This window comes from Desulfobacter vibrioformis DSM 8776 (genome assembly GCF_000745975.1).
Classification (GTDB): Bacteria; Desulfobacterota; Desulfobacteria; order Desulfobacterales; family Desulfobacteraceae; genus Desulfobacter; species Desulfobacter vibrioformis.
This window is the reverse complement of sequence record NZ_JQKJ01000002.1, coordinates 278,894-302,528: the sequence shown is the minus strand read 5'-3', so window position 1 is coordinate 302,528 and position 23,635 is coordinate 278,894. Positions and strand designations below refer to the sequence as shown.

Sequence of the window (23,635 nt, the reverse complement as noted above, 5' to 3'; positions counted from 1 at the left end):
ACTATAGAGGATTACTGGGGGCAACGAATGGCCAAGGTCAGGGTATACGAGTTAGCTAAAGATCTGAACATGACAAACAAGCAGCTTCTTGACAAACTTAAGGAGCTGGAAATAGATGTTAAAAGCCATATGAGTGCTTTGGATAACAGTGACGTCGCCGCTGTCAAACAGAATTTATTGGGCAAAAAGAAGCGCTCCAATGAGGTTAAGGTCCGTCCCTCGGTGATCCGCAGGCGCAGGACAACGGCTATATCCCAGACTGATGAACTGGAGATGGATGAGGAGGATATGGAAGACGCTCTCGAGCCCGAAGAACCGACGGTCCATGACCCTGGTGACCAGGAAGATGCGCCGGGTCAGGAAGATGGTGCTGTTGCAAAGGCGCAGCCGGTCTCCCGTGACAGTGAGAAGGCGCCTGAATCCCCGAAAGAACCGGTTGTAAAACGGCCTGCCAGAAAGGTTCTGTCCAAAACCAGCGAACCCGCCAAAATTATCAAGCCCGCCAGGGTTGAAGAACCGCCGGAGTCTGAAAACGTGACCATTGATGTCAAAGAAAAAATTGAAAAGGTTCCTGTCGAAGATGACCATGCTGTAAAACAGCAGGAAGATGAAACCTCTCAAACGCCTGTGGTACCGCCCCAATCCCAAGAAAAAAATGAAAACCATACGCCTGAACCGGCAGATTCCGGGGAGGATAAGTCTTTTCCGGAACCGGTGGGTGGTGATCCGGAAGCGTCCCTGGAGCAGGAACAGAATACGGCACAGCCTGGCGGGGATGAACTCCAGGACGATGGCAATAACCAGGGCAAACGTAAAAAGAAGAAGAAAAAAACAACGCCTGCCAAGATTGTCAGAGTGGCAGATCCCATGGTCTTGGAAAATATAAAACGCATGAAAGCCGGAGAGAATCATTCCGCAACCGGAAGTGATCATGACCGGCCTGTCCGCAGGCAACCGGTACCGGAGCCCGATGCGTCCGCTACGCCGGGGACGGATGTGGTTATGCCGCCTGATCCCCCCAATGAGCGTAAGCGGGCGTGGACGCGTGATGACCCCCAATCCTCTGACGGACCCGGATCCAGGAAAAAGCGGCGTAAGAAAAAGGCTGTGGTGGAAGGCGATGACCTTTACAAGGGCAGGGGCGGCGGCCGTAAGAAAAAGGGCAGAAAAGATCCCAAAGGCAAAAAAAATGGTTTCCAGAAAACCCAGATCACAACGCCCAAGGCCATCAAGCGACGCGTAAAGATTGATGAGGCCATTGAACTGGCTGAACTTGCCAAGCGTATGGGTATCAAAGCCAACGAAATGATTGTAAAACTCATGGGCATGGGCGTGATGGCGACGGTGAACCAGACCATTGATTATGACACCGCCTCCCTTGTGGCTGCTGAATTTGATTTTGAAGTTGAAAAGGCAAGTTTTGAAGAAGAGACCCTGCTGAATGTGGCGTCGTCCGAGGCCGAGGACGAAGAAAAATTGGAAGGGTGTCCCCCTGTGGTTACAATCATGGGGCATGTTGACCATGGTAAAACGTCATTGCTGGACGTGATCCGGAAATCCAAGATCACCAGCGGCGAGGCCGGCGGCATTACCCAGCACATTGGCGCGTATAATGTTCAAACCCCCAATGGCGGACGGATCACCTTTCTTGATACACCGGGGCATGCCGCATTCACTGCCATGCGTTCCAGGGGAGCCCAGGTTACGGACATTGTTATTCTGGTGGTGGCAGCCGATGATGGTGTCATGCCCCAGACGGTTGAGGCCATAAACCATGCCAAGGCGGCAGGCGTACCTGTGGTGGTGGCTGTGAACAAAATGGACAAGGAAGGTGCGGATCCGGATCGTATTATGCGTGAGCTGTCCGAACACGATCTGCTGTCCGAGGAGTGGGGTGGTAACGTTATTTTTGTGAAGGTTTCCGCAAAAACCGGCAAGGGCATTGATTCGTTGCTGGAAATGGTGCTGCTCCAGGCCGAAGTGTTGGAACTGCGGGCCAACGCGGACCGGAATGCCACGGGCTACGTGGTGGAATCCCGTCTGGATATCGGCCGTGGTGCTGTGGCCACTGTTCTGGTAAAACAGGGCACCTTAAAGGACGGTGACCCCATTGTCTGCGGTCTTCATTCCGGCCATATCCGGGCCATGATTGATGATTCCGGAAACCGGGTGGAATCGGCAGGACCTTCCACGCCTGTGGAAATTGTGGGCCTGACCGGCGTTCCCGATGCCGGTGACGAGTTTGTGGCTGTGGCATCAGACAAGGATGCCAAGCAGATTGCGGCCCACCGTATGCAGAAACAGCGGGCCAAGGAGCTGGCCAAGAAGAGTCGGGCCAATTTGCAAAAAATGTTTGAAAATCTCGGCTCAGCCGAGATCAAGGAACTCAAGCTTATTGTCAAGGCAGATGTCCAGGGCTCCATTGAAGCGCTGAACGACTCTCTGAAAGACCTGGCTAAAGAAGAGGTGGATGTTAAAATTGTTCATTCCGGCGTGGGCACCATCAATGAGTCTGATGTGTCCCTGGCCGCGGTATCCGATGCCATTATCATCGGGTTCAATGTCCGGCCCACACCACAGATCCGCAAGCTTGCCAAGGATGAGAATGTGGACATGCGCTTCTATGACATCATTTATGATGTGATCAATGATATCAAAGCCGCCCTTGACGGCATGATGCCCTCAACCTTTCAGGAAAATATCATTGGGCGGGCCGAGGTTCGGGAAACTTTTGTGGTTCCCAAAATCGGGACCATTGCCGGGTGCGGCATCACAGAAGGCAAAGTGGTGCGTGGCAAAAAAGTGCGCCTGCTGCGTGACGGTATTATAAAATGTGATACTGAACTGTCTTCCCTGCGCAGGTTCAAGGATGATGTCAAGGAAGTTGAACAGGGATATGAATGTGGTATCGGCCTTGAAAGGTATAATGATATCAAGGCAGGTGATGCCATTGAATGTTATGAAGTTGAAGAAGTTAAATACCAGGGATAGCAGGACCGGTCTATGAAACCCTATACACGTGCCGATCGGGTCTCCATGAAGATTCAGCAGGCCATAACGGAACTTTTGTCTAAAAAGATGCAGGACCCCAGAATGGAGATGGCAACGATATCCGGGGTGAGAATGTCTCCGGACCTTAGTCTGGCCTATGTCTATGTTACGGTGTTCGGGGATAAAAAAAGGATTCGTGAAACCCTGGAAGGGTTCAAGAAATCAAAGGGGTTTATTAAGAAAAAAATTGCCCCGGAACTGGGCCTGCGGTTGATGCCGGACCTGCGTTTTATTCACGATGACTCCTTTGATGAGGCTGCCCGTCTGGATGCCCTGATTGATGCAGCCCCCAAGGGGGAGAACCGGGAAAAGGACGATGTGTCCGGTGCCCCGGACGAGCCCTGGGGCGACATAGATGAATGAAAAGCGGCATTCTTGTTGTTCATAAACCCCAAGGCATCTCCTCGGCCGGAGTGGTCAACCGGCTCAAGCATCTGCTCAAGGTAAAAAAAATAGGCCATACCGGAACCCTGGATCCCTTTGCCACAGGGGTACTGCTCATTGCCGTGGGCCAGGCCACCCGGATTTCAAAGTATTTTCTAAAAGGGGTTAAAGGGTACAATGCCCAGGTTACCCTTGGCATTGAAACCGACACCTGTGACTGTACCGGTACGGTCACGCATACAGCTCCCCCCGATATCCTTGCCGCTCTGAATTCTGATCAGGTCAAAGATGTTGTGACCGGTTTCCATGGTCCCCAGGAACAGATCCCCCCGGCGTATTCGGCGCTAAAGCATAAAGGCCAGCCCCTGTATAAACTGGCCCGCCAGGGACAGATGATTGAGAAACCGCCCCGGCCCATTGATATTATGGCCATTGCCATGGAAAACTTTCACAGGGATACCAACGGCCATCCGGTTTTTGACATGCCGGTGATATGTTCAGGGGGCACCTATATTCGCAGCCTGGCCCATGATATCGGAGTGGCACTGGGGTGCGGCGCCCATTTGTCTGCATTGCAGCGCACCCGGTCCAGTCAGTTTAAAATTGAACATGCTGTGCCTCTTGACGTCCTTGGGGAGATGACATCCCGGGATATAGAAGCCCGGTTCATATCCATGTCCCAGTGCTTAGGGTTTCTGCCTGCCATCATTGCCGACACTGAAACAGCCGGAAAAGTCAAGTACGGCCAGCCCCTGTCGGTGGCGCAAACCCCCATGCCTGACGCTTCGTTTATGACTGGTGATAAAATCGCGTCCCAAGACAGCATCCCGGATATCCGGGTGCTGGATTCAGAGGGTCATTTGCTGGCCATCGTAACCCCGGATAAATCCGGGCAAACATACAAATATTGTTGCGTTTTTAATGCTTAACTGGTAAAAATACCAGGCTATCTTAGCGATGTCCGGGTGGTTCACAGGGCTTTTTTCTGAATGGAATATTGGATAAAAGGCAATTCAAGTGAACTGCTTTCATGTTTACGGCATCGAATTTTAATGTATTCCAAATAAAGGAGTGTTACCGTGGTATTACTTGCAGAAAACAAAGAGGAGATGATTGAAAAATTCAAGCTCCATGAGTCCGACACGGGTTCACCTGAAGTTCAGGTGGCCATTTTAACCCACAGGATCAGCTATTTGACCGATCATTTGAAAACCCATAAGAAAGACCACCATTCAAGACGGGGGCTTTTAATTCTGGTCGGCCGGCGCAGAAGTCTTCTGGACTATCTCAAGAAAAAAGATATTAACAGGTATCGTTCATTGATCGAGAATCTCGGACTCAGAAGATAAGATGGATCTATTAAACCGGTTTTTGATGCGTTTTGGGTCAAAAACCGGTTTTTGTTTTCAGCAGGGCGGCGCAAGACGGGAATGGCTTTTATATAAGTTCGCATCTTTGCTATCAAACCAACCTTGGCAGCCATTGAGGTGTTTGATGGTAAATATGCGGGGTTATTATATGTAAGCCTTTAACCCACCTTCTGCCGCCGTTTTTTTATTTTTTAGTTTATCAGGAGAAATTATGGAAAAAGTTGTTTCAGCCGGTATCGGCGGCAAAGAATTAATTATCAGTACAGGAAAAATTGCCAAACAGGCCTCCGGGGCCGTGATGGTGCAGTACGGGGAAACCGTGGTGCTTGTGACGGCGGTGGCGGCCAAAGACCCCAAAGAGGAGATCAGTTTTCTTCCCCTGTCCGTTGAATACCAGGAAAAAATTTATGCAGCCGGCAGAATTCCGGGGAACTATTTCAGGCGGGAAATAGGGCGGCCTTCGGAGCACGAAACCTTAAATGCCCGTCTCATTGACCGGCCCATCCGGCCTTTGTTTGAAGATGGCTATAATTTTGAAACCCAGGTGATTGCCACCGTGATGTCCACGGATAAATTGTGCGACCCCGGCATCCTTGCCATGATCGGGGCTTCTGCTGCCCTTGAAATTTCAGACATCCCCTTTAACGGCCCCATTGCCGGTGTCAAGGTGGGACGGGTCAACGGGCAGTTCATTGCCAACCCCACGCCTGAACAGATGGAACAAAGTGACATTGATCTGACCGTGGCCGGTTCTAAAACCGGTGTGGTCATGGTGGAAGGCGGGGCTGACATCGTATCTGAAAAGGATATGCTGGATGCCATTTTCTTTGGTCATGAAGCCATGCAGCCTGCCATTGACCTGCAGGAAGAGTTGAAAAACACTGTGGGGAAGGAAAAGCGCACATTCACGCCGCCCAAAAAGGATGAGGCCCTGGCCGCCAAGGTTCAGGACTGGGCCTGGGATAAGATTCATGAAAAGGTGCAGATTAAAACCAAAATCGAGCGTCAGAACGCCCTGAGTGGGCTTAAGGATGAGGCGGTTGCCCGGTTTGAGCCTGAATATCCGGAAAAAGGCAAAGAGATCAAGGAAGCGTTCAGCAAAACCGTGAAAAAAGTATCCCGGGATATTGTTCTCAAGGAAGGCAGACGCATTGACGGCCGGGCCTTTGATGAGATTCGCCAGATCACCTGCGAGGTGGGCTGTCTGCCCCGGCCCCATGGTTCTGCGCTGTTTACCCGCGGTGAAACACAGGTCATGGGCGTGCTCACCCTGGGTTCGGGCCTGGACGAACAGCGACTGGAGACCCTGGACTCCAATAATGAGACCCGGGCATTTATGCTTCACTATAATTTCCCTCCCTTTTCCGTTGGCGAGGTGAAACGTCCGGGCGGACCGTCCCGCCGGGACATCGGCCATGGAAACCTGGCCCACAGGGCGTTGGACCGGATCATCCCCCCCCATGATGAATTCGAATATACCATCCGCCTGGTGGGCGAAGTCATGGAATCCAACGGCTCCTCTTCCATGGGAACCATATGTTCCGGATGCCTGGCCCTGATGGATGGCGGTGTCCCCATTAAAGCCCCGGTATCCGGCATTGCCATGGGTCTGGTCTCTGATGAAAACAACACGGTTGTGCTTTCCGATATTCTTGGTGACGAGGATCATTTCGGCGACATGGACTTCAAGGTTGCCGGCACCAAAGACGGCATTACCGCATTGCAGATGGACATCAAGATTAACGAATTGTCCAAACAGATTATGGAAACCGCTTTGAACCAGGCCAATGCCGGACGTTTGCACATTCTGCAGAAAATGCTTGATACCCTGGATCAGTCAAGGGCGGAGATATCTCCCCGGGCGCCCAAGATCGTCTCTATCCAGATCAACAAGGACAAGATCCGGGATATCATCGGCCCGGGCGGCAAGGTGATCCGGGCGCTCCAGGCCGACACAAATACCACCATCGAGGTGGATGATGACGGCATCGTCAAAATTGCTGCTGAAAATGAAGAGGATTCCGCCAGGGCCCTGGGTATGGTCAAGGATATTGCCATGGATCCGGAGATCGGTGCCATCTATGAAGGGGCCGTGGTAAAAATCACCGACTTTGGTGCCTTTGTAAATATTAAAACCGGCACGGACGGCCTGGTTCATATTTCGGAACTGGCTGACTACCGGGTCAAAAAGGTCACTGACGTGGTTAAGGAAGGTGACGTGATAAAGGTCAAAGTGCTTGATATCACCCGTGACGGAAAAATTAAGCTTTCCTACAAAGCTGCCAAAAAAGATGCAGAAGCCGCTAAAGAAGAATAGTTCATTCTGCCTGTGTCCCCTTGCCAGCGGCAGCAAAGGGAACGCTATATTCGTATCCGCGCCGGATACCGCCGTACTTGTTGATGCCGGGCTTTCAGGTATAGAGATCCAGCGCCGTATGGCGTCCGTGGGGGTCGCCCCCCAATCCCTGAAAGCCATCATCATCACCCACGAACACACCGATCACATCAAAGGGGCAGGGATACTGAGCCGAAGGTTCAATATCCCTGTCTATGCCACCCGGGATACCTTTGCCGCCTGCAAGAATCTTGGTGCCATTGACCAGGTTACTTTTTTTGAATGCGGCGACGCCTTTGAGATCGGTTCTCTAACCGTCAATCCTTTTTCTATTTCCCACGATGCCTGCGACCCTGCAGGTCTTACATTGACCCACGGTGCAAAAAAAATAGGTATTGCCACTGATCTTGGTGTGGTCACCAACCTTGTCCGCACCCATTTAAGCCATTCCAATGCGCTGTATATCGAAGCCAACCATGACCCTGACATGCTCATGGCCGGCCCATATCCCTGGCATTTGAAGCAGCGGATTCAGTCCAGAACCGGCCATCTTTCCAACCAGGATGCAAGGGATCTGGTGGCCCAGGTCTTTCACAAGGATCTTGACCATGTGATTCTGGCCCATTTAAGCGAGGAAAATAATCGCCCGGAAAAAGCCGCCACGGAGATGTCTAAAAATCTTGACCCCTTGTCCACAGCACTGTATGTTGCAGGACCGGACCAACCCGGTGAAATGATCTGGCTGTAGACAAGAAACTAGAGACTGGAAATAAGAAACAAGAGGGCGAAGCGCCTTTGGCGCTTATTTTATATATGCCTGTGCCTGTCTGCCAATAATTCCTAAGTTAACGACATTGGGTTGTGAGATGATGCGTTATGCTTTTATTGCGGCTGTAGTGATTTCGGGTTCTTCCATTGCCGGCTGCCGGCTGATATCCCCTGAACCTGGGGCTGTGCTTCCCGTTGAAATTCCTGATGCTTATGTTCATAACGCTGTGATTGACGACACCCACCGATCGGTAGTGAAACCCTATACGGCCAGAGCCATTACCAGAACTATTTTGGGGCCTGGGCCTCCATGGAAAGCCTGGAGCGCCAGCTGGTCATCAAGCAGGCAACCTATGTCAAAGAACGGATTGCACTTTACAAAGTAACCGGCTGGCGGGGTTCTTTTTTCAAAGCCACCCCGGCCCACGATAATAATGTCGGAGCCAAGTGAGTTATGAATCAGACTGCTTCACACAGATTCCCGGGTGTAACCCTTTTGAAAATTATTTTGCCTGTCTGCCTGATTGCCGCCGGGATTGCAGGCTTTTGGCACTATAAATCAAAAACAGTGGCATTCAAACGCAAACCCGCTGAAAAAACAGCCCCGGTGGTGGATATCATGAAAGTGAATCCCGGACGGGTCACAGCCCTGATCCGGGTCATGGGTACGGTTCAGCCGGACCGGGAAGTGGTGATTAAATCCCAGGTGGCTGGAACGGTTATCCAGGTGGCCCCGGAATTTGTCCAGGGGGGATTAATCCCCAAGGGAGAAACCATGGTCCGGATTGATCCGGCTGACTATAAGCTGGCCGTGAGCAAGGCCCAAAGCGCATTGGCCCATGCCCAGGCTGATTTTGAAATTGAAAAGGGCCAGCAGCAGATTGCACGCGAAGAGCTCAAGCTCATGGCCGCCATGTCGCCCAACGGGCTCCGAGAGACCAGCCTGGTGTTGAGAAAACCCCAGCTTGAGCAGGCCAGGGCTGCCGTGGCAAGTGCTGAAAGCGATCTTGAAACCGCGCGCCTGGACCTGGAACGAACCCGGATAATTGTCCCCTTCCATGCCCTGGTGTTATCCAAAGAGGTGGATGCCGGTGCCATGACCGCAGCCCAGGGAGGCCTTGCCACCCTGGTGGACGTGACCTGCTACCAGGTAAAAGTCCAGGTGCCCCTGGACCGCCTGGACCGGATACGGATCCATGAAACCAGCGGGAGTCCTGTGCGTATCCGCTCCCTTTATGCCGGCCGGGAATGGGAGGGGCGTGTGGTGCGGACCACGGGAGCGGTAACCGAGCAAAGCCGCATGGCAGGCGTCATTATCCGGGTGGATGATCCTTTGGGCCTCGGGCCTGCCAAGGGGCGTCCGGCCATGCTGCTGGATGATCATGTGGAAGCGGTCATTGAAGGCCAGTCCTTTGACAATGTGTTTTCCCTGCCCCGGGCCCTGGTCCGGGAGAATTCCAGTTTATGGATATATCATGACGGGGTCCTGGAGATCCGCAAGGTGGCCCCTGTGTGGATTGAAAACGACCGGGTGTTCATCCAGTCCGGACTTTCCCCTGGTGATCTTGTGATCTGTTCTGATCTTTCCGCCCCTGTTCCGGGCATGGCCCTGACCCTTGCTTCAGGGGAGAGCCAATAATGTCTGAAAACAACCCGGGCCTTCCCGGTTCTGCAGGGCACGCTCCAAGAGGCGCCATCGCCTGGATGGCCGGCAACACCGTGGCAGCCAATCTGCTCATGGCGGTTTTCCTTGTGGGCGGCCTTTTCATGGGGGTGAACATCAAGCAGGAAGTGTTCCCCGAGTTTACCCTGGATTCGGTGAGTATTTCAATAGCCTATCCCGGTGCCAGTCCGGAAGAGGTGGAATCAGGCATTATCCTGGCCGTGGAAGAGGCGGTGCGGGATCTTGAAGGCATTGATGAAATTACATCCGAGGCTTCCGAAGGCAGTGCATCAATCACCATAGAAGCCCTGGAGGGGGCTGATGTCACCCGGTTGTGGCAGGAGATCAAAAGTGAGGTGGACCGGATTGACACCTTTCCAGATGAGGCTGAAGATCCGGTGATCGCCATCACCTCCAGGCAGCGGGAAGTGGTGCGCCTGGCCCTTTACGGCGATGCCCCGGAGACCACCATGCGGGATCTTGCCGACGAGATCAGGGACAGGTTTTTGTCTGATCCGGAGATCACCCAGGTGGAACTGGAAGGCGTCAGGGAGCGGGAGATCCTGGTGGAGATCTCCACCAACACCCTGCGGCGCTACGGCATGACCCTGTCCGATGTGGCGGATGCCGTTTCCACAGCTTCGGTGGAACTGGGCGGCGGTGCCATCAAATCCGGGGGGGGAGATATCCTGCTGCGCATCAAATCCAGGAAAGATTATGCCCTGCAATATGCAAAACTGCCCATTCTCACCCGGGAGGACGGGTCCCAGCTGGTGTTATCTGACATTGCCGCTGTCAGCGAAGGGTTTGAGGATTCGAATGCCTGGGCCTCATTTAACGGCAAACGGGCCGTTACCATTGCGGTTTACCGGGTGGGAAAACAGACCCCGACCAAGGTGGCTGAGGCCACCAAAAAGATGCTGAAATCCATTAATGCAGACCTGCCCGGGGGGATTCATTTAAGCATTGTCAGGGACCTGTCCAAAATCTTTGTCCAAAGGGCGGATCTTTTGTTGAACAACGCCTATATGGGACTTGCCCTGGTCTTTTTGTGCCTTGCCCTGTTCCTTGAAATCCGGCTGGCTTTCTGGGTCAGCCTGGGCATCCCCATTTCATTTCTAGGGTCTTTTATCTTTTTGTCTGCAGCCAATTTTACCATCAATATGGTAAGTATGTTTGCCTTTATCGTTACCTTGGGCATTGTGGTGGACGATGCCGTGGTGGTGGGGGAAAATATCTATCATTGCCGGCGCCAGGGCATGGGGTTTCTGGAGGCATCCGTCCAGGGGGCAAAAAGCATTGCTGTTCCCGTGTTTTTTTCCGTGATCACCAATATGGTTACCTTTATACCCATCATGTACATCCCGGGCGTAATGGGGAAGGTGTTTAAAACCATGCCCCTGGTGGTGGTGGCGGTGTTTGGTGTCTCTTTGATCGAAAGCCTGTTGATCCTGCCGGCCCATTTAAGCCACCCCAGCCGCCCCTTGTTTTTCCCCTTGAATGTTCTTGAAGCGTGGCAGGCCAGATTTTCTGAAAAATTTGAAACCATGGTCAAATCCGTGTATGGCAGGCTTCTGTCTGTACTGCTTGCCTGGCGGTATACCGTCTTTGCCCTGGGGCTTGCCTTGTTACTGGTCACCTTCGGATATGTGAAGTCCGGGAAGATGGGCATGGTCCTGTTTCCCAAGGTGGAATCCGATTACGCCTTTTGTGAGGTTTATCTGCCCTATGGTACGCCTGAAAGCAGGGTGCGGGAAATGGAAACCCGCCTGGTGGCATCGGCGGAGAAAACCGTGGATGAAAATGGAAACCAGGATTTGTCCACAGGGATTTTTTCCCAGGTCAGTGAGAACCGTATCCGGGTGAGGATCTACCTGACAGATCCCGAGGTGCGCCCGGTATCCACCTCCGAAGTGACCCGGATCTGGCGGGAAAAAACCGGTCAGGTCCCAGGCGTTGAGACCATTACCTTTGAAGCCAACCGGGGCGGTCCCGGTTCCGGCAAAAGTCTGACCATTTCCCTGAGTCACCGGAATACGGATATTCTGAACCGGGCCGGTGAGGATCTTGCCCTGCATCTGGCTGAGTACCCTATGGTTTCGGACATTGATGACGGATCTGCCCAGGGAAAACGGCAGTTCGATATCACCTTGACCCCTGCCGGCCATCGCATGGGGCTAACCCCGAAAACCATTGCCGGCAAAATTCGAAATGCCTACCAGGGCGTTGAGGCAGTGAAAAACCAGCGGGGAAGAAATGAGGTCACGGTAAGGGTGCGTCTGGCCGGAGAAGAACGCATTTCCGAAACCGCATTTGAAAATTATGTGCTCAATGCCCCCAATGGGGAGATTATGCTTCGGGATGCCATTGAAACCGTCAAGGGCCGTGCCTATACCGTGATCAGCCGGACCAACGGACGGCGTGAAATCCAGGTTACGGCCAATGTTAACCCTCAGTCGTTGTCTGACAATATTATCCGGGACATGAACCAGGAGATCCTGCCGTCCCTTGTGAGCCGGTATCCGGGTTTGTCTTACGGGTTCAAGGGTAAACAGGAAGATATCAAGGAGAGCGTGACTGCCTTGGTTAAAGGTCTGGCTCTGGCGTTATTTTGTGTGTTTGCGCTTCTGGCTATTCCCTTTAAAAGCTATTTTCAGCCGTTGATCATCATGCTCTGCATTCCCTTTGGCATGATCGGGGCTGTGGCCGGCCATATTATCATGGGGTATTCCCTCTCTGTTATGAGTCTGTTCGGCCTTGTGGCCATGTCCGGTGTGGTGGTCAATGACTCTTTGGTGCTCATTGATTTTTCCAACCGGCTGGTGCGTGGCGGCATGCCTGTGACGGCCGCAGTCAGGGCCGCCGGGATACAGCGGTTCAGGCCCATTCTCTTGACGACGTTAACCACCTGCGGGGGATTGGCACCGATTATCATGGAAACTTCGCGCCAGGCAAGATTTCTTATTCCCATGGCTATCTCCCTTGGATTCGGTATTTTTTTTGCCACGCTGATTACCCTGGGGCTTGTGCCTTGCCTTTACCTGATATTGGAGGACATCATAGGGCTCTTTAAACATGAGGGGCGACGTCATGACTGACGTGGCGCTTTGTGCATGCCCGGATTATGATGCGGCAAATGTGGCATCTGCAGTGGACCGGGCCGTGGCGTTGTGCGGGGGCATGGAAAGGTTTGTCCGCCCGGGGCAGCGTGTGCTGCTCAAACCCAATATGCTCAGTGCCGCACCTTTGGAACAGCGGGTGACCACAGATCCTGCCGTGGTGCGTGCCGTGGGAAAACTGGTGTTAAAGGCCGGGGGGCGGATCATCATCGGAGACAGTCCGGCCATTGACAAGGTGTCCCGTATTTCCCGGGTTAACGGGATGAAGGAAGTGGCTACCGAGCTTGGGGCAGAGCTGATTGAATTTTGCCGGCCAATCCTGGCCAGAACGCCCCAGGGCTCAATATACCATGCCCTGGAACTGGAAGAGACCGCACTGACGGCTGATGTGGTCATCAATCTGCCCAAGCTGAAAACCCATTGCATGATGCTTTTAACCATGGGGGTTAAAAATCTTTTCGGTACCGTGGTCGGCCCGCGGAAAAGCCAGTGGCATATGCACGCAGGCGCTAACCGGATCATGTTTGCCGATCTTTTGCTGGATATCTGCCGTACGGTCAAACCGGCCCTGACCATCCTTGACGCTGTCTGGGGTATGCAAGGCCGGGGACCCAATAACGGCACACCCTGCCATTTAGGTTTTCTGGCGGCCTCCTGTGATCCTTTGGCCATGGATCTGGCCCTGGCGCCTTTGCTGGGCGCTCATCCGGCAAGTTTTCCTTTATATGGTGCGGCTGTCCGCAGGGGCCTTGCCAAATCCGATGGTTCTGATACGCAGATGGTTGGTGACGACCCCAACGGGCTAATCCCAAAAGAGTTTCAATTGCCGGTGCTGGAATCGGCCATGCCGGTGCCGGGTTTCCTTTCCGGACTGATTCGCAGACACCTGACCTCCCGTCCTGTCCAGAACCCTGAGCTGTGCCGGGGCTGCGGCAAATGCGCAACGGTCTGTCCGCCGGGAAGTCTTCGGCTGGTTGAGCCGCTCCGGGCCGTCATTGATCATCTGACCTGTATCCGCTGTTATTGCTGCCAGGAGGTCTGTCCGGCCAACGCCATCCATTTTAAAACAGGCGCGCTGGTGGGAATTGTTGACCGGTTGCGTGCCATAATGCCGTATTGATTATCTTTTCATTCTTTGCTATTCCTTGTTTGCAAAAAAGGATTTACCTGCCTGTAACTCCCAGGATGTTTTTGCTATACTCAACTTATGTGATTCTTGCCGAACAGAATCAGACCATTTATATCCCGCTTGATTAGGGATTTTGCCGGGGAGATGGAAATAAACCGATGGATCAGACTCAAAAAATCATCTGGACAAACGATTTCAAGATCGGCATTGATGACGTTGATCTGCAGCATGAGTATTTTGTCTTCCTGATCAACCGGCTCATTGATGAGCTGAAGATATCAGATGACACCGCTTATAAACACCGTTTTCTTGAAGAGTTGTGCCTTTATGCCGCGTTCCATTTCACGAGCGAAGAAAATTTAATGATGAAAACCGGTTTTCCCGGCCTTAAGGCGCATAAACTTCTTCACCGGTATCTTCTGAGCAATCTGAACGACAGAATAAACTATTACAGGTTGTCCCGGGAATCCGAAAAAGAGATAATAAGATTCCTCATAGACTGGTTTACCCGGCACACATTGGAAGAAGACCGTCTGTTCGGTCAATTTATGTGTGAAACGTCCAACCCGAAGAGATGACACAGACAGCTCAATCCATTTTTATCATATCAGATAACCGGAAATCCGGACTTCTGGCTGAAATCCTGTCCGGTCAGGGATATTGCCTTTTCCATGCATCACCCAAGGATGATATCTCCACATTGGTTAACCATGCCGGACCGGATCTGGTACTGATTGATATCGAACGGTCAATACGCAGCGGGATAAAGATCTGCCGGTCTTTGAAAAGGGAAAAAATATCAAAAGCGATCCCTGTTATAATAACAGCTATGCTCCCGGACCTGCAGGACAAAGAAGATGCCTTCAAGGCCGGCTGTTCTGATTTTATCACCAAACCTTTTTCATTTGCCGAAGTGATTGTACGAATAAAAAACAGTCTGCTTATCCGGAAAAATATGGAATCGCTTGAGCAGGTTGTCGATATTCAGACAAAACAATTAAAGGCCGAAAAAGAGCGTTTTTCAAAATTGTTCCTGTCAAGCCCGGATGCCACATGTCTTATCCGATTGCCAGACAGATGCATGATTGACTTGAATCCATCCTTTGAAATCATGTTTGGCTATTCAAAAGAGAAATGCGTTGGCAGGGGATTTGATGAACTCAACCTGTTTGCGGACAGTCAAATAAAAGAGGTCATGTTTGATTTGCAGGGCAGCCAAAAGCCGGTGAGGGATTTCGAAGGCAGGGCAATAAGGGCCTGCGGGGAAATATTTGACGTATCCGTATCTTCGGATGCCGCAACAATTGATGAAGAAAGCTGTTTGATTGCCATCATCAGGGATATCAGCGCGCGCAAGGCCTCTGAAAAGGAGAGAAAGGTGCTTGAAGATCAACTTCAGCAGGCCCATAAACTGGAATCCATCGGGACCCTGGCCGGCGGAATTGCCCATGATTTCAACAATATCCTTTCTGTCATCATCGGATATACCCAGCTTGCCATGCTCCATATTAAAAATGACCGTGAAACCTGTGGAAAGCTTGAGCAAGCCCTGGCGGCAAGCAGCCGGGCCAAGGATCTGGTGTCACAGATTCTTATGTTCTGCCGGAAGGAGACCCGGGAACTTAAACCCCTTAACGTCCAGATTATCGCAAAAGAAGTGCTGAAATTTTTGCGCTCGTCCTTTCCCAGCACAATTAAAATCAAACAGGATATCGCCCCGGATTGCGACATGATCCTGGCCGACCCCACCCAGATTCATCAAGTGATTATGAATATCTGCACCAATGCCTTTCATGCCATGAAACAGAGTGGCGGGACTCTGGATGTTTCCCTGAAACAGGTAGAACTTAGCGATCCCCCTGCGGCGGGTCTGGTTTATCTGAAACCGGGACAGTATATCAGAATACAGGTTAGCGACACCGGATCCGGCATTCCAAAAGATACCCTGCACAGGATTTTTGAACCCTACTATACGACCCGGCCAAAGGGAGAGGGGACAGGTCTCGGGCTTGCTGTTGTTCACGGCATCGTAACCGGTCTTAAGGGGGGGATAACCGTGGAAAGTGATCCGGGAAAAAAGACCATGTTCCAACTTTTTTTTCCGGTGGTCCCTCCCCTGGAAAAAAAAAGCCCCGAAGAAATTTTGACCGTCCTTCCGAGGGGCAATGAACGGATTCTTTTTGTGGATGACGATCCGATTTTGGTGGAGGTGAATCAGATGCAGCTTGAGGCTTTCGGTTACACAGTCACGGGCGTATCAGATAGTCTGACGGCTCTGGAGTTTTTCAGAAAGGATCCGGATGGATTTGATCTGGTCATCACGGACATGACGATGCCGGATATGACGGGTGATGTCCTGGCTGGTAAAATACTTGAGATCAGGCCGGAAATACCCATAATCCTTGCGACAGGATATAGTGAAAAGATCAACCCGGAGCGGGCTGAGGCCAAGGGAATTCGCGGCTACCTCAATAAGCCTTTTCTTCAGCGCCACCTTGCTTTTAAGATCAGGGAACTGCTGGATCAAAATTAAAAATGGGAGTTGACTGATGGCCAACATATTGATCGTTGACGACGATCCCCTGATCAGGACCCTGCTGATTGACAGTTTAACCCCCCTTGATCATTCGCTCATGGTTGCCGAAACGCTGTCCGAGTGCCTTTCCGTAATATCAACCGGCAAATTTGATCTTGTTCTGCTTGATGTCAACCTGCCGGACGGCAGCGGTCTTGATGCACTTCCCGATATCAGGCGAGTTGTATCCGATCCTGAAGTCATCATCATCACCGGTGAAGGGGATGCTGCCGGGGCAAAAATGGCAATAGAACATGAAGCCTGGGATTATATTCTCAAACCGTTTTCCCTGGAAAAAATCATTCTCAGCGTTGGACGGGCCCTTGAATTCAGGGCATCAAAACAGATATTCACTCCCGCCCCTGATTCTGTTTTTGACCGCAGTAATATTATCGGGACCAGCCCAAAGCTGACCGCATGTCTTTATCAGGCGGTGCAATGCGCCGGAAGTGATGCCGATGTTCTGATTACCGGGCCCACCGGAACCGGCAAGGAGCTGTTTGCCAGTGCCATTCACCAAAGCAGCCGTCAGAAAAAGCACAATTTTATTGTGGTTGACTGCGCTGCCCTGCCCGAGCAGCTGGTCGAGTCTGTTTTATTCGGAAACGTAAAAGGCGCTTATACCGGAGCGGATGCCCCAAGGGAAGGGCTGGTCAAAAAGGCGGATAACGGCACTCTGTTCCTGGATGAAATCGGAGAATTGCCCTTGTCCATTCAAAAAAAATTTTTACGGGTCCTGCAGGAGCGAAAATTCAAACCCGTTGGTGGAACAGACGAGATCCGAAGCAATTTCAGGTTGATATCGGCAACCAACAGGGATCTTCACCAGATGGCGGAGGATAATGAATTCAGGAGAGATCTGTTGTTCCGGATCAGAACCATCCACATCCAACTGCCGTCCCTGAAAGAGTGCCGTGAAGACATAAAGCCCCTGTCTCTTCATTATATCCATTCCCTGTGCACTCATCACGGTCTGGAAACAAAGGGATTCGGACCTGAATTCCTTGACGCGCTTGAATCGTATGACTGGCCAGGCAACACCCGGGAACTGATCCGCAGTCTGGAACAGGCGATTCTTGCAAATGTGGATTCGAGCATGATTTATCCCAATTTCCTGCCTCCCCATATTCGGCTCCACCAGATTCAGTCCTCACTCAAGATCAAAACAGGTTCTTCAATACCAGCTCCCGATTTCAACTCCGCCGATACAGGCGTAACAATATCCCTGCCCCGGGAATTACTCGACCCCATCGCACCGCTTAAACAGGTAAAAATCTATGCTGCAGGTGAAACTGAAAAACTGTATCTGTCACGCCTGATGACAGTCTCAAACGGGGACATGGAAAAAGCCTCGGCCCTTGCCGGCATCAGCAAGAGCCGCCTTTATTCTCTTTTGAAAACCTGTAGAACAGACGTTAATGAATAGACTGTCTTAAAAAACTGGAAATTCGTACTAAAAAATAAGAAAACTTCTTTTTTCAAAAACAAAGCTTTTGGGTTGTTTTGTTTATCTGATTGATATTATTGTAATTTATTTATTGTGTCGATTTGGCACGCCTTTTGTATTTCCTTGACATTAAACGACAATTAAACAAAAGGCAGCCACATGGACATCATTATCTATTCTCAACCGGACAACCCGCAGAAAGATATTCTGCTGAAAACGTTGTCTGAATTTATTAAGCCGGTGCCGGTTATGGTTTTTGACTTTGACGGGTTGTTTTGCCAGCTTCGCTCAAGAGTATCCGGCAGTGCCATTATCATTTTACTGATCAGTCATGAAGAAGAACTCGAACAGCTCATGGAAGACCGTTCCCGCCTTTTCAACACCAAGTGTATCGTTGTTCTGCCGGAAAACGGGGATGACCTGGCCATGAAGGGCTTAGCCCTTCACCCCAGGTATCTGGGGTATGCGGATTCGGATTTTTCCGACATCTGTCAGGTGCTGGAAAAAATGATGAACAAACACCGCCCCAGCCATAAAACCGGAATCTGGGGTTTCTGTGGCAGGTAGTTGCTATAAACAATTAATAATAAAAATATTGGAGAAAAAATGGATTTGAAAAATGTAACATTAAAAACAAAACTGGTTGCCGGGTTTAGCGTTGTAATCATCATGATGCTGATCGTTGCAGGGGCGGGATTCATTGCATTAAAACAAGCCGCTTCAGGATTTGGGGAATATCGTGAGATGGCAAGGGATACCAACCTGGCCGGACGTCTCCAGGCGAACATGCTTGAAGTGCAAATGAACGTGGAAAATTATTTGATATCCGGAAGCGATGAGGCCCTTAAGAATTACAACGCACGGTGGGCCTTGATGTCCAAATTCCAGGCCCAGGCCCAGGAGGATATAAAGGATCCCAAGCGGGCCGAAAAGGTTGATGAAATTGAAACACTGCTCAAGGATTACAAAAAAGGATTTGAAGCAGTGACTGCCCACAAAGCAAGGCGGAACCACTTGGTTAACGACGTCCTGAACGTTAACGGTCCGATCATGGAAAAATCACTGACTCAGATCATGATTTCGGCCAATGGTGACGGAGATGTGACTGCAGCCTATAATGCCGGAATGACCATGAGAAACCTTCTGCTGGCCCGTCTTTATATGGCAAAATTCCTGGATACGAACGATCAGGCCGCCGTGGACCGCGTTCATGGGGAATTCGCTGAAATGAAAAAGGCCTTGGACGTTCTGGACAGGGAGCTGGACAATCCCGGGCGCAGGGAAAAACTGGCCCTTGTCCAGGACGCAGAGAAAATTTATCTGAAAGCGTTTGACGACCTGGTTGTCACTATTTTTAAACGGAACGATGTTATTGAGAATACCTTGGGCCGGATCGGTTCGGAAGTGGCTGACAAAGTTGAAGCGCTTAAGCTTGATATTAAAAAGGTTCAGGATGAAATCGGGCCCCGGCTTCAGTCCTTTAACCAGAAGTCTGTTACCGTTATTTCAATCGTCAGCGTGCTTGCCCTGATATCCGGCATTCTGATCGTTACTTTTGTCACCAAGGGGGTTATGGCACAGCTTGGCAGTGATCCCCTTGAAATTTTAAAAATCGCTGAAAGCATAGCTGCCGGAAATCTCGTATTTAAATTTGATGAGAACAGTTCTAAAAACAGGGGGGTGTATGGCAGCATGAAAAATATGTCTGAGAACCTGTCAAAGATGATTAAGGACATTGCCAATGGGGTGGTGGTTCTTGATTCCTCTTCCGGGGACCTGTCTGCAGTATCCGAGCAGATGGCATCCAACGTCGAGCAGACTGCGGAGAAATCCAACAATGTGGCTGCCGCATCGGAAGAGATGGCTACGAGCATGAATTCAGTGGCAGCGGCTACGGAACAGGCCACGGCCAATATCCAGACCATTGTTACCGCAGTCGAGGAAATGTCTGCCACCATCAGCGAAATCGCAAGGAACACAGCCAAGGGCGGCGAAACAACAGCCCGGGCGGTTGACACGGCAGAGCAGGTATCCGGCAAAGTAGACGATCTGGGCCGGGCCGCGGCTGAAATCAGCAAGGTTACGGAGACCATTGCCGATATTTCCGAGCAGACGAATCTGCTGGCCCTGAACGCCACCATTGAGGCGGCAAGGGCTGGTGAGGCCGGCAAGGGATTTGCCGTTGTGGCCGCTGAGATCAAGGCATTAGCCCTGCAGACTGCCGAAGCCACCAGCGGGATCAGCTCCCGGATATCAGGTATCCAGTCCACCACCCGGGAATCGGTGGAAGCCATCAGTTCCATTGTGGCCATCATCAATGAGATCAATGAAATCGTCACCAGCGTGTCCGCGGCCATAGAAGAGCAGTCCGCCACCACCCAGGAGATTGCCAGCAACGTGAGCCAGGCCGCCGCCGGAATCAACGAGGTGAATGAAAATGTGAACCAGGTGTCGGCCGTTGTCGGTGAGGTTAATATGGATATCAATCTGGTGAATCAAGCGACGGATGATGTTCGTTCCGGTGGGCTCCAAGTGAAATCCAGTGCAAACAAACTGTCTGAACTGGCCGGAGAACTGAGCAACATGGTCGGCCGGTTTACGGTGTAAGCCCTGCCTCAATGCCGTTTCCTTGCTTGTTGTGGGTTTGAGGCCCATGTAAGTTTTATATGAAAAAGCTTAACCACGGAAATCACAGAAGACACTGAAGATAGAATCCTGTGATTTCTGTGGTTAAAATGTTTTTCATAGTTTGTTGTGTCCGCCAGGTCAGGCCCTTATATGGACCGGCCGGCTTCTTCGGCTTCAGCAACGCAGAACATTAAATGTCTGGGGGTTTTGGCATCTCCGATCATATGAAATTTTGCCCGGCTTTGTTTTTCCAGGTGTCTGGCATCCCTGACCGGCTGGTGTTTTTCCGAAACGACAACCGTATCAAACCCCTCAAGGGTCACGGGTTCTCCCCTGGACGTAAAGATTACGCCGTCGTGGGTAAAGGACTTAACAGCCACCCTCTTATATAAAGTGACGCCGCAGGCCTTCAGGCGTTCCCGCAGATAATACCGGTCATTGGAGGACATCTCTTCGGCAAAGCTTTTTTTGCGGTTCAGGACCACCACTTCTTTTCCTTGGTCACCCAGTTTATGGGCCGTGATCAATCCGGTGAAGCCGCCGCCGAGCACAATCACCCTGTTACCAGGAGGCTGTGCGCCGGTGAAGACATCCACACTGGTGATCAGCGTCATCTTGCTTTTAAACAGCCCTTTGACCACGGGCATATCCGGCATGGAGCCCGTGGCCAGAATCACATGATCAGGGTCAAAGGAGGCCAGAAGCTCGGAAGACAACGGGGTATTGTAATCCACAGCCACATGAAGACGCTCAAGTTCGTTTCTGAAAAAGCGTAAAATATCGCCCAGCTCCCCCCTGCCGGGGGCAGTGGCGGCCAGGGCCAGAAGTCCGCCCTGGTCCGGACCTTTTTCGCAAATTTTCACCTGATGCCCTCTTTGGGCAAACACCCTTGCGGCAGCAAGCCCGGAAGGTCCGGCCCCGGCCACAAGGATTTTCTGGCTTTTTTCCGGCCCCTTTTCTTTGGCCGCTTTATATTCCCGGCCCACGTCGGGATTGACCACACAGGAACCGGGTTCCTTGGCAAGCACGGCATGGATACACCCCAGGCAGCAGCCCACACAGGGCCGGATAAGTGAGGCATTTCCGGCTTTGGCCTTATTCGGATATTCCGGGTCTGCAATAATGGAGCGCCCCAATGCCACCATATCTGCTTTTCCATCCCTGATGGCGGCATTGGCCATGGCCGGGTCCTTGATCCGCCCTACGGTGATCACAGGCACATTGACCACCTGCTTGACCGCCTCGGCCAGATGTATAAAGCACCCCTGGGGCGTATACATGGACGGGATGGTCAGCTCTGTGGATCCGTAAACACCACCGGACACATGAATGTAAGCGACCCCGGCCTGTTCCAGGAGCGGGGCAATGCGCAGGGTATCTTTAAGTTCCCATCCGTTTTCAATGTAATCATTGCCATTGATGCGGATTCCCACGGGAAAGTCTGTGCCTGCGGTATTCTTTACCGCGTCAACCACCTCAAACAGAAACCGGGTGCGATTCTCAAAACTGCCGCCGTATTCATCGGTGCGGATATTGGAATTTGGTGCAAGGAACTGGTTGATCAGGTATCCATGGGCACCGTGCAGTTCTATGAAATCAAACCCGGCCTCCCGGCACCGCCGGGCTGCCTGTCCAAAACACTGGGCCAGGTTTTTTATTTCCTCTTTCTCCAGGGCACGGACCTCTCCTTTAACCACGGCAGGTGCCGGAATAGCAGACGGTGCCACTTTTTCCGGCAGATAGGACTGGCGGCCTCCGTGCAGCAGCTGAACCCCGAAACAGACATCATATTCCTTAATCCGGTTAACCATTTTTTTCAGGGCCGGAATACATGAATCCTCATACATCTGGGGAAGCTCAGGCAGTTCCTGGCCGCTGGGGTGAACCCCGCCACCGCCCACAAGCATCATGCCCACACCGCCCCTGGCCCGGGCCGCGAAGTATTCCGTAAGCTGGTCCGTGACATGGCAATGCTCATCCACGCCGAAATTAATGCTCATGGCCGGCATGAGCAGCCTGTTTTTGACTTCCAGGTGCTGGATTCGGATGGGGCTGAAAAGATCTGACAGCATAAGCAAGCACGCTCCTAATAGGATTGAGGCGGTTACATCCGGCCTTATTCATTGACTAATTTAATTTTTACAATTTCGCCTTTTTTGTTTACATAGGCAATCCCCTGACCAAGGGGGGTTCCGGAAGCGGTGTCAACGATAATAATTTTCTTTTCATCCAATACGTTCGTTGATAATTCTTTTTTACGTGCATCCTTTTCTGATTCCTCAGCCAGGCGGTAGCGCATCTTATTTCTCTCGGCAATGAGCTTACCAACACCAGCGTAATTGTCGTCCTCGTTTTTGCAGGCCGGCAATACAGCCATAAAAAAAATCAGAAAAGAGATCAGAAAAAAACGCATGTATCTATCCTAATCTTGGGCCGCTTCCACGGTAAAACGGCGGTTCAGCCTCATGGTTGAAAACAGGCCGTAAATATCCTGTGCAACATTGATGACCTTTAACTGACGGTTGGACTGGCTCAGGGAATTATAGGCGGCAATAATCACACCAATACCAACGGAATCCACCATGCTCACGCCACCAAGGTCAATAACCAGGTTACCCTGGGAGGCGTTGACAGCGGAAAGCAGTTCCCCCTTAAATCCTTCAGCCATGGACGCAACCACATCTTCACCCGGCTTAACGGTAGTCTGGTCCACATCAGTGACTATTTCACTCATTTTTTTCTCCTTGTTGTAATGACAGCTTGAATTAAATCTTTATATTATCTTAAAACCTGTTTTTGTTCAAATTTAAAAATCATCTTCAAATTCAAAATCATCAACGTATTCACATTTATTTTCTCCTTGAATTTAAATTGAAAACCACGTATACAATATATCTTCCCGGCTGATCAAGTCGGGCGGATAATTCTGACCGGTCGCCTCGTAACAAAAGGCCATGAACCTCGTCAGGTCCGGAAGGAAGCAGCGATAAGTGATCCCTTCTGTGTCGTGGATTGATCCCGGTTACGCAATTATCCGCCCTACTTGTTCAGCCGGGTTTTCTTTTTTTACCCCCCTTTTTATATCTTGACATGTTTTCAAACAGACTTATTTTTCAGCCATAATTTATCATTAATTAATTTTTAAACACTTAGATATAAGGGATTT

At 51.2% G+C, this 23,635-nt stretch carries 18 protein-coding genes and 1 other RNA gene; 16 read left to right on the top strand and 3 right to left on the bottom strand.

The features are described from left to right. Positions 1–27: 27 nt before the first annotated feature. The 15 genes from infB to Q366_RS20005 all read left to right on the top strand — a co-directional run bounded on the left by infB (position 28) and on the right by Q366_RS20005 (position 20,448). On the top strand, positions 28–2,991 hold the full coding sequence (gene infB, locus Q366_RS03090; protein WP_035236172.1) for a translation initiation factor IF-2: 2,964 nt from the start codon (positions 28–30) through the stop codon (positions 2,989–2,991). A gap of 12 nt (positions 2,992–3,003) precedes the next feature. After that, the gene (gene rbfA / locus Q366_RS03085) at positions 3,004–3,414 is read left to right on the top strand and encodes a 30S ribosome-binding factor RbfA (protein ID WP_035236170.1); all 411 of its coding nucleotides are present in this window, start codon (positions 3,004–3,006) and stop codon (positions 3,412–3,414) included. Beyond that, positions 3,411–4,364, top strand: coding sequence for a tRNA pseudouridine(55) synthase TruB (truB, locus tag Q366_RS03080; RefSeq protein ID WP_035236168.1), 954 nt, complete (start codon positions 3,411–3,413; stop codon positions 4,362–4,364). Before rbfA ends, truB begins: the two co-directional genes overlap by 4 nt. Before the next feature lie 150 nt (positions 4,365–4,514). Beyond that, positions 4,515–4,784: a 30S ribosomal protein S15 gene (rpsO, locus tag Q366_RS03075; protein ID WP_035236166.1), complete on the top strand. Its 270-nt coding sequence runs from the start codon at positions 4,515–4,517 to the stop codon at positions 4,782–4,784. 232 nt (positions 4,785–5,016) lie between these two features. Further along, a complete protein-coding gene (gene pnp, locus Q366_RS03070) occupies positions 5,017–7,122 on the top strand; it encodes a polyribonucleotide nucleotidyltransferase (RefSeq protein ID WP_051957790.1) in 2,106 nt (701 codons plus the stop codon). Then, positions 7,097–7,888: an MBL fold metallo-hydrolase gene (locus Q366_RS03065; RefSeq protein WP_035236163.1), complete on the top strand. Its 792-nt coding sequence runs from the start codon at positions 7,097–7,099 to the stop codon at positions 7,886–7,888. The genes pnp and Q366_RS03065 overlap by 26 nt, the downstream gene beginning before the upstream one ends. 330 nt (positions 7,889–8,218) lie before the next feature. After that, positions 8,219–8,359, top strand: coding sequence for a hypothetical protein (locus Q366_RS20710; RefSeq protein WP_245619850.1), 141 nt, complete (start codon positions 8,219–8,221; stop codon positions 8,357–8,359). A gap of 3 nt (positions 8,360–8,362) precedes the next feature. Next, entirely contained in the window at positions 8,363–9,547 is a 1,185-nt protein-coding gene (locus Q366_RS03060; RefSeq protein ID WP_035236161.1) for an efflux RND transporter periplasmic adaptor subunit, read from the top strand. Further along, a complete protein-coding gene (locus tag Q366_RS03055) occupies positions 9,547–12,669 on the top strand; it encodes an efflux RND transporter permease subunit (RefSeq protein ID WP_035236160.1) in 3,123 nt (1,040 codons plus the stop codon). The genes Q366_RS03060 and Q366_RS03055 overlap by 1 nt, the downstream gene beginning before the upstream one ends. Then, positions 12,662–13,810: a DUF362 domain-containing protein gene (locus Q366_RS03050; RefSeq protein ID WP_035236158.1), complete on the top strand. Its 1,149-nt coding sequence runs from the start codon at positions 12,662–12,664 to the stop codon at positions 13,808–13,810. Before Q366_RS03055 ends, Q366_RS03050 begins: the two co-directional genes overlap by 8 nt. A gap of 167 nt (positions 13,811–13,977) precedes the next feature. Beyond that, positions 13,978–14,397 carry a bacteriohemerythrin gene (locus tag Q366_RS03045; protein WP_035236156.1) on the top strand — a complete coding sequence of 140 codons (420 nt, stop codon included), beginning with the start codon at positions 13,978–13,980 and terminating at the stop codon, positions 14,395–14,397. Then, the gene (locus Q366_RS03040) at positions 14,394–16,352 is read left to right on the top strand and encodes an ATP-binding response regulator (protein ID WP_051957789.1); all 1,959 of its coding nucleotides are present in this window, start codon (positions 14,394–14,396) and stop codon (positions 16,350–16,352) included. The genes Q366_RS03045 and Q366_RS03040 overlap by 4 nt, the downstream gene beginning before the upstream one ends. Positions 16,353–16,368: 16 nt before the next feature. Then, positions 16,369–17,820 (top strand): sigma-54-dependent transcriptional regulator, encoded by a 1,452-nt coding sequence (locus Q366_RS03035; RefSeq protein WP_035236155.1) that lies wholly within the window; start codon positions 16,369–16,371, stop codon positions 17,818–17,820. 180 nt (positions 17,821–18,000) lie between these two features. Next, positions 18,001–18,408, top strand: a complete 408-nt coding sequence (locus Q366_RS03030; RefSeq protein ID WP_035236153.1) for a hypothetical protein — start codon at positions 18,001–18,003, stop codon at positions 18,406–18,408. Between the two features lie 39 nt (positions 18,409–18,447). Further along, complete coding sequence (locus tag Q366_RS20005; RefSeq protein ID WP_051957788.1) at positions 18,448–20,448, top strand: HAMP domain-containing methyl-accepting chemotaxis protein; 2,001 nt, start codon at positions 18,448–18,450, stop codon at positions 20,446–20,448. 167 nt (positions 20,449–20,615) lie between these two features. Here the strand turns inward: Q366_RS20005 and Q366_RS03020 are convergent, their stop codons facing one another. Genes Q366_RS03020 through Q366_RS03010 form a run of 3 tightly spaced genes read right to left on the bottom strand, consistent with a single transcriptional unit; the run spans position 20,616 to position 23,203 of the window. Beyond that, positions 20,616–22,541 (bottom strand): oxidoreductase, encoded by a 1,926-nt coding sequence (locus Q366_RS03020; protein ID WP_035236152.1) that lies wholly within the window; start codon positions 22,539–22,541, stop codon positions 20,616–20,618. 44 nt (positions 22,542–22,585) lie between these two features. Further along, a complete protein-coding gene (locus tag Q366_RS03015; RefSeq protein WP_035236150.1) occupies positions 22,586–22,882 on the bottom strand; it encodes a hypothetical protein in 297 nt (98 codons plus the stop codon). A 9-nt stretch (positions 22,883–22,891) separates the two neighbouring features. Further along, positions 22,892–23,203 carry an STAS domain-containing protein gene (locus Q366_RS03010; RefSeq protein WP_035236149.1) on the bottom strand — a complete coding sequence of 104 codons (312 nt, stop codon included), beginning with the start codon at positions 23,201–23,203 and terminating at the stop codon, positions 22,892–22,894. A 194-nt stretch (positions 23,204–23,397) separates the two neighbouring features. On the opposite strand from Q366_RS03010, the gene ffs reads away from it, so the two are divergent. Then, positions 23,398–23,494: signal recognition particle sRNA small type (ffs, locus tag Q366_RS20705), an RNA gene on the top strand. Positions 23,495–23,635 lie beyond the last annotated feature (141 nt).